Source organism: Acidovorax sp. KKS102, from assembly GCF_000302535.1.
Classification (GTDB): Bacteria; Pseudomonadota; Gammaproteobacteria; order Burkholderiales; family Burkholderiaceae_C; genus Acidovorax.
The window spans coordinates 3,260,999-3,274,996 of sequence record NC_018708.1 but is presented as its reverse complement, the minus strand read 5'-3'; the positions used below and the strand labels follow the sequence as shown (position 1 = coordinate 3,274,996).

Here is a 13,998-nt window from a genome sequence, read left to right as displayed (position 1 = left end):
GCTGCTTGGGCATATGTTTGTAGCGCTACTGCCCGAAAATGGCCCAAATATCTCCAGAAGCCTGCCATGGGCTGCCCTGGCGCATGCCCCCGCTATGATCCGCCCATGATCTCGCGCCTTCCCGGCCTCTCCCTGCCCGAACGTGTGTGGAACACGGCGCGGCGCTGGGCGGTGGCCTGGTGGCGCATCCTGTATCTGGGCGCGGTGGTGCTGGTGCTGGTGTTGTCGCCGTCCAGCTACGGCAAGGGCACCCGCCGCGCGCTGGCCCGGCACCTGTACCTGGACACGGCGCCTGTGCTGCTGGGCTTCACGGTGCTGGCGGCGCTCATCAGCCTGGTGCTCACGCGCATTGTGGTGGTCACGGCGCTGAGCTACGGGTTGTCGCGCTATGCGCTGGAGATGGTGATCCGCGTGCTGGTGCTGGAGCTCATCCCGCTCACGGCCGCCTTGTTTGTGGCCATGCGCTGCACCATTCCCAACGGCTCGCAACTGGCTCACCTGCGGCTCACGGGCCGGTTCGAGGCGCTGCGCCGCCAGGGCTCTGATCCGGTGCGCATCGAACTGCTGCCCCGCGTGATTGCCGGGGTGTTTGCCTGCGTCACGCTGGCTGCGCTCAGTTGCGTGGTGGCGCTGGTGCTGGCGTACCTGGGGGTGTACGGCTTCAATATGGCGGGGCTGCCGAGCTACACGCGCATGTTCGGACAGGTGTTTTCGCCCAGCGTGACCATGGTGTTTGTGCTCAAGACCCTGTTCTTCAGCCTGGCCGTGGCGCTGATCCCCATGGCTGCCGGGCTGTATGACAGCGGCGAACGCACCCAGCCCGACTCGGAACTGGGCGGCCTGGCCCGCATGTTTGCCGTGCTGCTGCTGATCGAGGTGGCCTCGCTCATGGGCAACTACTACTGACGGCCTGCGCCAGTCGCACCCACTCGCACCCCCCCCGCACAACCCCACGACATGAACGACCACTCTCCCAAGCCGTCGCAAGGCCCCGCTGCACCTCCCGCCGGGGCTGGCATTCCCCCGGTCGAGACCCTGCGCCCGGTGGCCTATCTGGAACTCAAGGCTGCAGCGCTGCTGCTGTTCACCCTGGCCCTCATCGTGGGTTCGGGCCTGTACCTGCTGTATGCGCGGGGCGCTTTCGAGCCCACGCAGACGCTGGTGCTGACGGCCGATGACTCCGAAGGCGTGGTGGTGGGCATGGACATGACCTTCTCGGGCTTTCCCATTGGCCGCGTGCGGCGCATCGAGCTGGCCGAATCGGGCAATGCCCGCATCCTGGTGGACGTGCCCCGCAAGGACGCACACTGGCTGCGCGAGTCCAGCGTTTTCACGCTGGTGCGCGGTCTGGTGGGGGGCACCAACATCCGGGCGTACTCCGGCATCCCAACCGACCCGGCGCTGCCCGATGGCGCCGTGCGGCCCGTGTTGCGCGGCGACGCGACGGCGGAGATCCCGCAGCTCATGGCCACCGCACGCGAGCTGCTGACCAACCTGAACGCCCTCACGTCGCCCGACGCCGCGCTGGGCAGCACCCTGACCAACGTCAAGGCCCTCACCGAGCGGCTCAATGGCCCGGGCGGTGCCTTGGGCGTGCTGATGGGCAACGAAACCGATGCGAAAAAGATCGTGGCCACGCTGGAGCGCACCAACGCGCTGCTGGCGCGCTTGGACGGCATGGCCGCCCGCGCCGATAAACAGGTGTTTGGCAGCGAGGGCAACAAGGACGCGCTGGTGCCCGAGGTGCGCGCCACCGTGGCACAGCTCAACGGCTTGCTGACCGACACCCGCACCAGCCTGAAGAAGGTGGACGCGGTACTGGTGGAGGCCCAGGCCATCGGTGCCAATGCCCGCGAAGCTACGACGGACCTGGGCGCGCTGCGGGCTGAGGTTGAGAGCAATCTGCGCAAGGTGGAAAGCCTGGTCAACGAGATCAACCGCAAATGGCCCTTTGCACGCGACACGGAGCTGAAGCTGCCATGAAACCCTCTGCTGCACCTCGTTTGCGGGCTGCGTTGCGGCTCCTGTCCATCGGCTGCGCCTTCGCGTTGGCTGCGTGTTCCAGCCAACCCCCAGTGCCTGACTGGCAGATGAACGCCCAGGGCGCGGCTCAGAAGGCCATCGAGGCCTACTTGTCTGGCAATGCGCGCGTGGAAAAGCTCGAATGGGACCGCGCTCGCGCCGAAGTGGCGCGCACGGGCCGCCCCGATCTGCTCGCCCGCCTGGAGCTGATGCGCTGTGCGGCCCAGGTGGCGAGTCTCGTCACCGAACCCTGCGAGCGTTTTGAGGCCTTGCGGGCCGATGCCGCAGCGCCCGAGCAGGCCTACGCCGACTATCTGGCGGGCCGCGTTCAAGCCGGTCAGGTGGCTCTGTTGCCACCCGCACAGCGTGCCGTCGCCACGGCAGGCAACGCTACCAGCTTGGCGGGCATTGCCGACCCTCTTTCACGCCTGGTGGCGGCGGGCGTCTTGTTGCAGACAGGGAAGGCCAGCCCCGCAGTCATCGCCGCAGCCACCGATACCGCGTCGGCACAGGGCTGGCGCAGGCCGCTGATGGCGTGGTTGCTGCTACAGGTGCAACGGGCTGAAGCCGCTGAAGACACAGCTGCTGCCGAAGCCTTGCGCCGCCGCGTGAGGGTGGTGGAGCAGTCGGCGGGCTTGCCCCGTTAGCCAGTCACGCCACGCGGGGGCGATGGGTAAGGCATTGGATACCGGGAGCGAGGCGCCGTCAAAGTGGCTGCTTCAACAGGCGTGCTCGCAGTGACTTTGGGCCCGTAGCAGGGCTCTGGTCGCCGCTGGTAGCAGCCGCTTCTATCAACGCAAGCGAGCCTGCAATTGGGTCTCGATGTCGTCCCGCTCCATGGCGAACTGCTGGGGGCTGATTTCGTTGGACTCCAGCTTGCGGGCTACAGACAGCAGCAGCACGGTGTTTTCAAGGCGCGTGTCCTGCTGCAGCGAAGGGGGCAGGGCGGTCAGGCGGTCAAAGCTTTGCTTGTAAAGCTCGCTCCAGCTCATGGCCCCTGCCTGCGCCTGGGCCCTGGCACCGTCATACCAGCGCGAGAACTCATCCAGGGCGTTGTCGCGGGGGCTGGAGCAGCCAGCCAAAACGGCCAGCAGCGCAATCGATCCCCAGAATTTTGGGTAATGAATCAAGGAAAAACGGTTTGCAGAGATGCGAAAACGTGTGGTCACGATCGTCCTCCATTCCAGAATGCCACCGAAAACTACCGGTGTGCAGCGCCGAATGGTACTCCGATGCTATGCTTTTTGCTACTGTGTTGCTCTTTGGACCCACACACGCTGCAGCGCAGCGCCAACGATGCCGGCTCGCTCCGGCGCTCAGTGGTCCAGAAAGCTGGTGGACAAGATCTGATCCAGCCCCGTGAGCCCGTTCGACATCGAGTCCACAGACTGCACGGCCACGTCCGGCATCAACAACGACACCGCCGCCAGCACTGCCAGCACCACGGTGCCGATGAACGCGACCAGCGCGCGCGCTCCCGGCGGTAAGGAATGGCGTTTCATGATGAAGTCCTTTTCAGCAAAAAGGGGTGAGGGGCCGCAATGACCTCCCAGGGCAACCTCAATGGCTGCTGGCTAGGATTTCAGCAAAGTGCCGCAGTTCCGCGTGTAAGACAAGTGCGATACCGGGTGTCTATGGGCAACTGTTACGGGCTGTTGCCTTTACAAAGAATCCAGAAACCTTCTGCTCCGCCCAACCTGGGGAATTTGCGGTGAAGAGGCCCGCTCACCGGCGGCGGGAGCGCACTGTGGACCTGCTGCGAGTGAGGCCATTGGAGCAACCCACTCGTGTCCTCCCCGCCGGATAGGGTTCAAGGCTTTGGCGCCTGAACCGAGAAGAAAGAACTGGAGCCTGACCGTGACCACGTGAACATGCGGCAATTTGAGCGCGATGCAGCCCAGAAGCGACTGGCTTTGTCCATCAGGGGGTAGCCCACCTTGGCTCAAAAGCCTCTCCCTGTGAGCTACCCATCAACCCGCCCGGATCAAGTGGATCATTGCTGTTGACTTTCATTGAGTCACCCCATACGATATGAGCCATACCTTGTGATCCATATCAAACAGGAGCCAATGCCCATGTCCTCAGTCATCGCTTACGTCCGGGTCAGCACCGATGAGCAAACCACCGAGAACCAACGCAGGGCTATAGAAGCCCGCTACAACGTCTCCAAGTGGTTCGTGGAGGAAGGGGTGTCTGGCAGCATCCCAGCCTCTCAGCGACCCGCTATGAGGGACTTGCTGGCCTATGTGCGTGAGGGTGACACCGTGGTGGTGGTTGCCATTGATCGACTGGGTAGGAACACCATCGACGTACTCAACACGGTGGAGTTCCTCCAGGCCAAGAAGGTCTCGGTGGTCTCGATGCGTGAGGGTTTCGACCTCGCCACCCCTGCTGGCAAGTTCATGCTCACCATGCTGGCGGCGGTGGCCGAACTGGAACGGGAGAACATCAAAACCCGTCAGATGGCAGGGATCGAGAGGGCGAGAGCCGAGGGCAAGAATCTGGGCCGGGAGAAGGTGATCAACGACGATGAAGTGCGTCAGTGGCGACAGGTCAACAGCGCCAGCATCAAGGCCACAGCAGAACACTTCGGTATCTCCACGGCCTCGGTCAAAAGGGCATTCCAGGGGTGCTCAGGAAGGGCCTTGGCAGCCTCATAGAGGCCCCTATAAGGGGTGGTGAAGGGTTGGAGTGTCCAGTCACTTATCACGGGTTCTGGCGTGGTTTTTCACCTTGAGAATCCCCAGAGAGTCCAAGTGAAAAATCCAATGAAATCAACCACTTGCAGATTGCCCGCAGTCCTGGAGGAGATGCAAGTCTCCCCGGAGGAACTCAAGGGAGCGGCTCAGGTGAAAACCGACGACTTCTGCCTCCGTACCAACGATGTTAAGTACCGTGGACAGGACTGCTCTGGATCGCTGGTCATTCACCCTTCACTGGGTGGACGACCCACCGGAGTGAGCTGAACATCCACCAAGACGGTTCAGGAAGTGATGCACCCTGGATGAGGTCGGTACCCTTGATCACCACCCCCAAAGGTGGGGAACTTGGCTCATCGGTGGATGCGGAGGAATCTAAGGGAAACAGCTAGGTGAATACTTAGTTGTCTCCCTCGATGAAATCATCCTTGATAGAACCATAGTGATCTGCACTCATGGGACTACTTCAGTTGATCTTCAGTGAACTTCCATGCACCACACCAGTGGTCACGGAAGACCAGACTGAATGCATGGCTGAAGGGATGCTGGTGATGTGATTCATTCTGGTCACTCCTACCAACACTGACTAAGTCACCGACCGCCCTGGTGGTACAGACCATCCTGGTCACTGGTCGCGATCAAGACCTTGCGTCAGAAAAGCTGAATCCATCTTCCGATGAACTTCCAGGAACCACGGCAGTGGTAACGGAAGTTGGCGTTGTCGGTGCTGGGAATGCCGTAGGAGAACCTGGGATCGTCACTCAACCGCTCCTTGTCCACGCCTGAGACGTTGAACGGCGGATTCGCCATGACAAAGTCAAACTTGCCAAGAGCCTTGTGGGGGTCTTCGTAGTAGGTGTTGGACTCCCGGATGTCACCAGACAGGCCATGCACGGCGAGGTTCATCTTTGCCAACTTCACCGTGTCGTTGGCCTTCTCGGTTCCGAAGACCGTCAGTTCCTCGGCTGCCCGCTTCTGGTGACGGCCAACGAACTCCGCGCTCTGCACGAACATCCCCCCCGATCCACAGGCGGGATCGAAAATCTTCCCGTGGTACGGCTCGATGATTTCCACGATCAGCTTGACGATGCTGGATGGGGTGTAGAACACGCCACCCTTCTGCCCCTCAGCCATCGCAAACTTGCCCAGGAAGTATTCGTAAATCTTCCCGAAGGCATCTCCCTCGATCTCCCCCAGGCCATTAAGCACGCGCATCTGATTCCGAAGCCTCCGTGATGTCGAACACCCAAATGCCATGCTCCTGGCGTATGTCGCACTGCGGGTTCAGCTGGCACACCTCGTTAATTCGTGCCCCGGTGTACAAGCCGATCAGCGGGAGCCAGTAGCAATGGTGCTGCGTTGGATCAGCTGCAAATTGCTGGTACTCGGCGCCGCAGAACAGCCGCTCCAGTTCGCTCTGCTTGAAGGGACGCTGCGCATGGTCACGCTCCTTCCGGTCACCCGTGTACTTGATGCCCTCCACGGTGAGGGCGGCAGGGAAACCCTGGTCACGGAACGTGCGGATAGAGGCGCTGAGGAACGGTCGAAATGCCGCAAGGTAGCCGTCCTTGAAGGTCTTGTAGGAGATGCACTTGTCCCACTCCAATGCCGCCAGTTCTTGCGCGGTGGCCTTGCGAATTCGCTTCTCGTCAAACCAGCGTGGCGGCAGCTTACATAAGAGGTCGAAATAGTTCTCGATGTCCATCTGCCTGATCTGATCGACCGGGCGATCTCCCATGAACTCTAGGAAGAGGTCAAGGGCGGGGCGGTACTTCTTGAACATCGGGACTGAGGAGTCCTGCTTGGAAATGAAGTACTCAATCACCCGCGACAGTCTCGGTACTTCGGGCTTCTGTGTGACGGTAGGCAGTGCAGGCGGTGTTTCGACCCATTCCCCCTCTGACCGTGATTGCATGGTTTGAGTAGCCCGCTGCGTCCTTCTGAAGAACTCGACGGCGAACTGCTTGAACTCCGTGGACGACCGATCCAGGTCGTACCCAGAGGCCAGGAGCCACTCATGGGCCATATCCTCTGCCTCCGCGTCAATTTGGCCTCTGGCGATGACACGCTTTTCCCGTTCTCGACGCGCTGCTATGGACGAATCAAGGCGCTCGAACATGAAGTCGTCTAACCCACTCTGGCGGCTCTCTTCATCTGCGCTGAGTGCGCTACGAATGGCCGCATGAATGATCTCGTCAGCGGCCCCTGGGGGGAGTACGCGTTTGAACTTGGAGCCAGTCTCCCGAACCCTGGTGAATTCTTCTTCCAGTGTTCCCAGCCACACCCAAGCCCTTGAGGCCGCAGCGCGGCGGTCGCTCTCGTCGGTCTTGAGCGTTAGGAACTGGGAGGGGTAGAGGTCAGGGTGCTTGCGCAGCAGGTCTTGCGGAACCCGCTTCTTGATGCGCCATTTGGAGCCATGTAGCTCCATTCCAGGCGGGTAGGCCATGTCGCTGTCGTGAGGTGTACTTGTGCCGGTTGTTCCCAGCTTTGTTCCCATGACGACCTACCGCAAGTGCCTGATTCGCAAAAAACCCTTAAAAAACAACGGCCCACAAGGGGCCGATGTTGAATATGGCGGAGAGGGCGGGATTCGAACCCGCGGTGGGGATTAGCCCACACACGCTTTCCAGGCGTGCGACTTAAACCGCTCATCCACCTCTCCGAAGCCCTCGATTATAGCCACAGGATTGAGGGCATTCCGGTCAGAGGTCGGTATCGCCTGAAAATTTCCGCTGACCGATGCGCCGTCAGCCTGCCTTTTGGGATGTCTGCACCATCTTCATGGCCGAGCCGATCAGCGCTGACACCTCGGTCATGTTGCTGGGCACGATGAGGGTGGTGGTGGCATCCGACGCGACCTGGCTGTAGGCATCCACGGCTCTTTCGGCCACCTTGAGCTGCACGGCCTGTTCGCCGCCGGGCTGGCGGATGGCGGCTGCCACGCGTTCGATGGCCTGGGCGTTGGCTTCGGCCACGGCCTTGATGGATTCGGCCTCGCCCTGGGCCTTGTTGATGACCGCCTGTTTTTCGCCCTCGGAGCGGGCAATGAAGGCCTCACGCTCGCCGGTGGCGATGTTGATCTGCTCCTGGCGACGCCCCTCAGACGCGGCGATCAGTGCGCGTTTCTCCCGCTCCGCCGTAATCTGGGCCTGCATGGCGTGCAGGATTTCCTTGGGTGGGGTGAGGTCCTTGATTTCGTAGCGCAGCACCTTCACACCCCAGTTCAGGGCGGCTTCGTCGATGGCCTGCACCACCTGCGCGTTGATGATGTCGCGCTCCTCAAAGGTTTTGTCCAGCTCCAGCTTGCCGATGACCGAGCGCAGCGAGGTCTGCGCCAACTGCGTCACAGCCATGATGTAGTTGCTGGAGCCGTAGCTGGCGCGCATCGGGTCGGTGACCTGAAAGTACAGGATGCCGTCCACCTGCAACTGCGTGTTGTCGCGCGTAATGCACACCTGGCTGGGCACGTCGAGCGGAATTTCCTTCAGGCTGTGCTTATAGGCGACCTTGTCCACGAACGGAATCAGAAAGTTCAGGCCCGGGGTCAGCGTACCCGCGTATTTGCCCAGGCGTTCTTTCACCCATGCATTTTGCTGGGGCACGACCTTGACCGAGCGGGCGATGAAGATCACGGCAATGATCAGGAGGACGATGGCAATTTCCATGAGAAGCCTTTCTTGACGGTTCGGTGAAGGATTTGCAGTGCTTACAGCGGGTCCACCAGCAGGCGGTTGCCCACCAGTTCGGCGACCCGGTGCATGCCGGTCGAGGGGGTGACCCCGGGGCGGTGGATGGCCGTCCATTGGGCGCCCCGGTACTTCACGGTGGTGGTGCCGTCGGGGCTCCAGCTCTCGATGAGGATGGTTTCGCCCACATCCATGTTCACGCTGCGGTCCGCGCGTGCCGACGGGTCGCCAGGTCGCTTTTTGCGCACCAGGTAGCAGGCCACGACAGCCCCGCCGCCCACGATAGCGGCCGACACTATCTGCAGCGCGGATGCCAGGCCCAGATGGGCGGCCAGGGCGGCGGCTACCAGGCCCAGGGCCACCATCAGCAAATAGAACGTGCCGGTCAGCAGCTCTGCCACGACCACGGCCCCCGCTGCCAGCCACCAGATGGTGGATGCCTCCATGTCGAACCTCCTCGTGTGGTTGTGTTTGTTGCACCACATTCTGGGTCAAAAGAATGGCAGTTCAAAGGCGCGTCAACGTTATTCCTTACACTTCGCGCCTATTTCGTTTTTTGGCCGGGCAGGCCACGGCTCCCTGGAGGCTGCGCATGAAGTTTCGCTTTCCCATCATCATCATCGATGAAGACTACCGTTCCGAGAACACCTCGGGGCTTGGCATTCGTGCGCTCGCGCAGGCCATCGAGGCCGAGGGCTTCGAAGTGGTTGGTGTCACCAGCTATGGCGATCTGTCGCAGTTTGCCCAGCAGCAAAGCCGGGCCAGCGCTTTCATTCTGTCCATCGACGATGAAGAGTTCACGGTGGGCGAGGGGCTGGACCCCATCGTGCTGAGCCTGCGCAACTTCATTGGCGAAGTGCGCCGCAAGAACGCCGATGTGCCCATCTATGTGCATGGTGAGACCAAGACCAGCCGCCACCTGCCCAACGACATCCTGCGCGAGCTGCACGGCTTCATCCACATGTTCGAGGACACCCCCGAATTTGTGGCGCGCCACATCATTCGCGAAGCCAAGAGCTACCTCGAAAGTGTGCAGCCCCCGTTCTTCAAGGCGCTGCTGGACTACGCCGAAGACGGCTCGTACAGCTGGCACTGCCCCGGCCACTCGGGCGGCGTGGCCTTCTTGAAAAGCCCCGTGGGTCAGATGTACCACCAGTTCTATGGCGAAAACATGCTGCGCGCCGACGTGTGCAACGCGGTGGAAGAACTGGGCCAGCTGCTGGACCACAACGGCGCCATTGGGGAATCGGAGCGCAATGCGGCACGCATCTTCAATGCCGACCACTGCTTCTTCGTGACCAACGGCACGTCCACGTCCAACAAGATGGTGTGGCACCACACCGTGGCCCCTGGCGACGTGGTGGTGGTGGACCGCAACTGCCACAAGTCCATCCTGCACAGCATCATCATGACCGGCGCCATCCCGGTGTTCATGAAGCCCACGCGCAACCATTTCGGCATCATCGGTCCGATTCCGCAAAGCGAGTTCGAGCCCAAGGCCATCGAGGCCAAGATCAAGGCCAACCCCTTGCTCAAGGGCGTGGACGCCAAGAAGGTCAAGCCACGCGTGCTGACCCTCACGCAATCGACCTATGACGGTGTTCTGTACAACACCGAGACCATCAAGGGCATGCTCGACGGCTATGTCGACAACCTGCACTTTGACGAGGCCTGGCTGCCGCACGCCGCGTTCCACCCGTTCTATGGCAGCTACCACGCCATGGGCAAGAAGCGCACGCGCCCCAAGCATTCCGTGACCTACGCCACGCAGTCCATCCACAAGCTGCTGGCCGGCATCAGCCAGGCATCGCATGTGCTGGTGCAGGACTCGCAGACCACCAAGCTCGACCGCCACCTGTTCAACGAGGCGTACCTGATGCACACCAGCACCAGCCCTCAGTACAGCATCATCGCCAGCTGCGATGTGGCCGCCGCCATGATGGAGCCGCCCGGTGGCACCGCGCTGGTGGAAGAAAGCATCCTGGAGGCGCTGGACTTCCGCCGCGCCATGCGCCAGGTGGAGGAAGAGTTCGGAAAGAACGACTGGTGGTTCAAGGTCTGGGGCCCTGAAAAGCTCACCGACGAAGGTATTGGCCGGGCGGAAGACTGGATCATCCGCAGCGACAGCAAGAGCAAGAAGGGCAGCAAGTGGCACGGATTCGGCCAGCTCGCCGACGGCTTCAACATGCTGGACCCGATCAAGTCCACCATCGTCACGCCTGGCCTGAGTCTGGACGGCAAGTTCGACAAGACCGGTATCCCTGCGTCCATCGTGACCAAGTACCTCGCCGAGCACGGCGTGGTGGTGGAGAAGACGGGCCTGTACAGCTTCTTCATCATGTTCACCATCGGCATTACCAAGGGCCGCTGGAACACGCTGCTCACGGCGCTGCAGCAGTTCAAGGACGACTACGAGAAGAACCAGCCCATGTGGCGCATCCTTCCGGAGTTCTGCCAGCAGCACAAGCGCTACGAGCGCATGGGCCTCAAGGACCTGTGCCAGCACGTGCATGAGATGTACGCCAAGTACGACATCGCGCGCCTGACCACCGAGATGTATCTGTCGGACCTCACGCCCGCCATGAAGCCCTCGGACGCGTACGCGCACATCGCGCACCGCACCACAGAGCGTGTGGAGATCGACCACCTGGAAGGCCGCATCACCGTGGGCTTGGTCACGCCGTACCCGCCGGGCATTCCGCTGCTGATTCCGGGCGAAGTGTTCAACAAGAAGATCGTGGACTACCTCAAGTTCGCCCGCGAATTCGCCAAGCTGTGCCCCGGTTTCGAGACCGATATCCACGGCCTGGTCGAGGTGGAAGACGAGAACGGCCAGGTGCGCTATTACGCCGACTGCGTGGCAGAGCAAGGCAAGGCCGGCAAGAACCCCAAGCCGCTGGCAACTGCCAAGAACCTGGTGCAGGTGGGCGACGACGGCCCGTACGGACGCAACGTGTAAGCGCTGGTCTTCGCGCTGGTGCTTGGGTGCACCAGCCCCTCAAAAATCGCTCCCCCGGCTTGGCTGGTGGAGCGATTTTTTATGCGCTTGAATCCGTTGTGGTGTTGAGGTCGTATTGACTATCAGCCGCGTGATTCTCATGCGGTGACTGTCTTCACAACCCCCTCAGGAGATCTTCATGACCCTTCGATTCAACGCCCGCTTGGCCACCATCGCTCTGACCGCTGCCATGGCAGCTGCTGCAATGCCTGCCATGGCGCAGGTCATGGTGGGTGGCGCGCCCATGCTGGCCAGCAAGGACATCATCGACAACGCTGTGAACTCCAAGGATCACACCACCTTGGTGGCTGCGGTCAAGGCGGCGGGCCTGGTGGAGACGCTCAAGGGCCCCGGTCCGTTCACGGTGTTTGCGCCCACCAATGCGGCATTTGCCGCACTGCCCGCCGGCACGGTGGACACGCTGCTCAAGCCCGAGAGCAAGCCCACATTGACCAAGGTGCTCACCTACCACGTGGTCGCAGGCAAGTACGACGCTGCCGCGCTGTCGAAGATGATTGCCGATGGCAAAGGCATGGCCAGCCTCAAGACGGTGGCGGGCGGAACACTCACCGCCAAGGCCAGCGGCAATGCCGTCATGGTGACGGACGAAAAGGGCGGTACGGCGACGGTGACGATTGCCGACGTGTACCAGTCCAACGGCGTGATCCACGTCGTGGACAAGGTGTTGTTGCCCAACTGATTGGGCAACGGATAGGAGCGAGGCGGCATGCGCTGCCGCGCTCAGCTCGCGTATCGCCACCTCGTCGAAATCAGCTCGGGTTTGCGGTGGCCCCGTCAGCGGGTGGGCGGCATGTCGTCTCGCACCCGCACAAAACTCGCGAAGCGTGGCACGCCGCTGTCGTGGGTGCCTCTGAAGCGGTACGTCACCCAGCTGCCCACCGGCGGCGGGTGGTCGCGCTCCGCGTCGGTCAACCCTGCGCCCAGTCGAAACCGCTGGCCCGAAGGCATCTCCACCACCAGCGCACCCAGCCGCCCGGCGTGGCGGCCCTGGCCAGGCAGATGGGCGACCACCTTGGCCTCGGCGTCTTCGTGGGTCTTGACCTTGATGAGGTCGTCACTGCGCCCTGCGCGGTACATCGATGCGCCCCGGTGAAGCATCAGCCCCTCGCCACCTGCGCGCACTGTGCGCAGCAGCAGCTTTTGCAAAGCGGCGTCGCTGGCTACGCGCTGCTGGGGCACCGCCTGCACCCATGGCTGGTCCAGCGACTCTACGAGCTTGTTCAATTCGGGCAGACGCTGGTCAAACGTGCCGCCGTGCGCAGGCAGGTCAAACACCATGAAGCGCATCTCGCGCCAGGCGGCATCGTCCGGCTGCTGCTGGCGTACGGTGGACTGGGCGTGGCTGAACCGGCCGCGTCCTGCCCACAGCTCGCCGTCCATGGGCGTGTCGGGCCAGCCGGCGGTGAACCATGCCGGGGCCGTCACGGTCTCTCCACCCCGCGTGCGCAGCGTGTGGCCGTCCCAGTAGCCGCGCACGCCGTCGTATTTTTCGCTCACCCAGTAGTCCGCGAGGCGCATGCCGGGGCGGTACACGTTGGCCAGCAACAGGGCGGGTGCGTCGGCGGCCCAGGCCTGGGGGGTGGTCAGTGCGGCCAGGGGCGCGAGGCCCAGCCAAGCCAGGCAGTGTCTGCGGAGCATTCGATTTGCTATCAAAAAAATAGCTTCTAGCGCATTTTCTATCAGCGCTAGAAGCCTGTTTGGTTCAAAAATGCGGTGAGCCCGCTTGGCGGATTACACCTGGTCGGCGCTCAGGCCAGCGGTCTGGCTGAAGCCGCCGTCCACGTAGGTGATCTCGGCCGTCATGCCCGATGCCAGGTCCGACAGCAGGAAGGCCGCCACATTGCCCACGTCTTCAATCGTCACATTGCGGCGCAGGGGCGAGGCGTCGGCCACACGGCTCAGCAGCTTGCCAAAGTCCTTGATGCCGCTGGCAGCCAGGGTCTTGATGGGGCCGGCACTGATGCCGTTGGCCCGGATGCTGCGGCCGTCTTCGGTGCGGCCCACGGCCTCGGCCAGGTAGCGCACGCTGGCCTCCAGGCTGGCCTTGGCCAGGCCCATGGTGTTGTAGTTGGGGATGGAGCGCAGCGCGCCCAGGTAGCTCAGGGTCAGCAGCGACGACTTGTCGTTCAGGTAGGGCAGGGCGGCCTTGGCCATGGCCGGGAAGCTGTAGGCGCTGATGTCGTGGGCAATGCGGAAGCCTTCGCGGCTCAGGCCGTCCAGAAAGTTGCCCGCAATGGCCTCGCGCGGTGCAAAGCCGATGCTGTGCACAAAGCCGTCAAACTTCGGCCAAGTCTGCGACAGGTCTGCAAACATGCGCGCGATCTGCTCGTCGCTGGCCACGTCGCAGTCAAACACCAGCTTGGAGTTGAACTCGGCTGCAAAGTCGGTGATGCGGTCCTTGAAGCGCTCGCCCACGTAGCTGAACGCCAGCTCGGCACCTTGCTCGTGGCAGGCCTTGGCAATGCCGTAGGCGATGGAGCGGTTGGACAGCACGCCCGTGATGAGCAGCTTCTTGCCGGTCAGAAAACCCATGTGAAATCTCCTTGTGGAATAGCGGAATGCAGGCTTGGCG

At 62.2% G+C, this 13,998-nt stretch carries 14 protein-coding genes and 1 tRNA gene; 6 read left to right on the top strand and 9 right to left on the bottom strand.

Annotation, left to right across the window (positions count from 1 at the left end):
* Window positions 1–105: 105 nt before the first annotated feature.
* Genes C380_RS14950 through C380_RS14940 form a run of 3 tightly spaced genes read left to right on the top strand, consistent with a single transcriptional unit; the run spans window position 106 to window position 2,669 of the window.
* Window positions 106–906, top strand: a complete 801-nt coding sequence (locus C380_RS14950) for an ABC transporter permease (RefSeq protein WP_015014693.1) — start codon at window positions 106–108, stop codon at window positions 904–906.
* A gap of 51 nt (window positions 907–957) precedes the next feature.
* Window positions 958–1,983: an MlaD family protein gene (locus C380_RS14945; RefSeq protein ID WP_015014692.1), complete on the top strand. Its 1,026-nt coding sequence runs from the start codon at window positions 958–960 to the stop codon at window positions 1,981–1,983.
* Entirely contained in the window at window positions 1,980–2,669 is a 690-nt protein-coding gene (locus tag C380_RS14940) for a hypothetical protein (RefSeq protein ID WP_043565488.1), read from the top strand. Before C380_RS14945 ends, C380_RS14940 begins: the two co-directional genes overlap by 4 nt.
* A 144-nt stretch (window positions 2,670–2,813) precedes the next feature.
* Here C380_RS14940 and C380_RS14935 read toward each other — a convergent pair whose 3' ends face one another.
* Window positions 2,814–3,152 carry a hypothetical protein gene (locus C380_RS14935; RefSeq protein WP_085944693.1) on the bottom strand — a complete coding sequence of 113 codons (339 nt, stop codon included), beginning with the start codon at window positions 3,150–3,152 and terminating at the stop codon, window positions 2,814–2,816.
* 186 nt (window positions 3,153–3,338) lie between these two features.
* The gene (locus tag C380_RS14930; RefSeq protein ID WP_015014689.1) at window positions 3,339–3,524 is read right to left on the bottom strand and encodes a hypothetical protein; all 186 of its coding nucleotides are present in this window, start codon (window positions 3,522–3,524) and stop codon (window positions 3,339–3,341) included.
* A 573-nt stretch (window positions 3,525–4,097) separates the two neighbouring features.
* Here C380_RS14930 and C380_RS14925 point away from each other — a divergent pair.
* Complete coding sequence (locus C380_RS14925; RefSeq protein WP_015014688.1) at window positions 4,098–4,682, top strand: recombinase family protein; 585 nt, start codon at window positions 4,098–4,100, stop codon at window positions 4,680–4,682.
* A gap of 690 nt (window positions 4,683–5,372) precedes the next feature.
* Here C380_RS14925 and C380_RS14920 read toward each other — a convergent pair.
* From C380_RS14920 to C380_RS14900, 5 genes are all read right to left on the bottom strand, one after another.
* A complete protein-coding gene (locus C380_RS14920) occupies window positions 5,373–5,936 on the bottom strand; it encodes a class I SAM-dependent DNA methyltransferase (RefSeq protein WP_015014687.1) in 564 nt (187 codons plus the stop codon).
* Window positions 5,923–7,167, bottom strand: a complete 1,245-nt coding sequence (locus C380_RS14915; protein ID WP_015014686.1) for a phage integrase — start codon at window positions 7,165–7,167, stop codon at window positions 5,923–5,925. The genes C380_RS14920 and C380_RS14915 overlap by 14 nt, the downstream gene beginning before the upstream one ends.
* 126 nt (window positions 7,168–7,293) lie before the next feature.
* Window positions 7,294–7,383: transfer RNA gene (locus C380_RS14910), tRNA-Ser, on the bottom strand.
* A gap of 85 nt (window positions 7,384–7,468) precedes the next feature.
* The gene (locus tag C380_RS14905) at window positions 7,469–8,386 is read right to left on the bottom strand and encodes an SPFH domain-containing protein (RefSeq protein ID WP_015014685.1); all 918 of its coding nucleotides are present in this window, start codon (window positions 8,384–8,386) and stop codon (window positions 7,469–7,471) included.
* Window positions 8,387–8,427: 41 nt separating this feature from the next.
* On the bottom strand, window positions 8,428–8,853 hold the full coding sequence (locus C380_RS14900) for an NfeD family protein (protein ID WP_015014684.1): 426 nt from the start codon (window positions 8,851–8,853) through the stop codon (window positions 8,428–8,430).
* A gap of 146 nt (window positions 8,854–8,999) precedes the next feature.
* Between C380_RS14900 and C380_RS14895 the strand changes: the two genes are divergently transcribed.
* A complete protein-coding gene (locus C380_RS14895; RefSeq protein WP_015014683.1) occupies window positions 9,000–11,366 on the top strand; it encodes an arginine/lysine/ornithine decarboxylase in 2,367 nt (788 codons plus the stop codon).
* Between the two features lie 178 nt (window positions 11,367–11,544).
* Entirely contained in the window at window positions 11,545–12,105 is a 561-nt protein-coding gene (locus C380_RS14890; RefSeq protein WP_015014682.1) for a fasciclin domain-containing protein, read from the top strand.
* A 95-nt stretch (window positions 12,106–12,200) separates the two neighbouring features.
* Here C380_RS14890 and C380_RS14885 read toward each other — a convergent pair whose 3' ends face one another.
* Window positions 12,201–13,064 (bottom strand): DNA ligase, encoded by an 864-nt coding sequence (locus C380_RS14885; RefSeq protein ID WP_015014681.1) that lies wholly within the window; start codon window positions 13,062–13,064, stop codon window positions 12,201–12,203.
* Between the two features lie 93 nt (window positions 13,065–13,157).
* Window positions 13,158–13,958: an enoyl-ACP reductase FabI gene (gene fabI, locus C380_RS14880; RefSeq protein WP_015014680.1), complete on the bottom strand. Its 801-nt coding sequence runs from the start codon at window positions 13,956–13,958 to the stop codon at window positions 13,158–13,160.
* Between the last annotated feature and the right edge of the window lie 40 nt (window positions 13,959–13,998).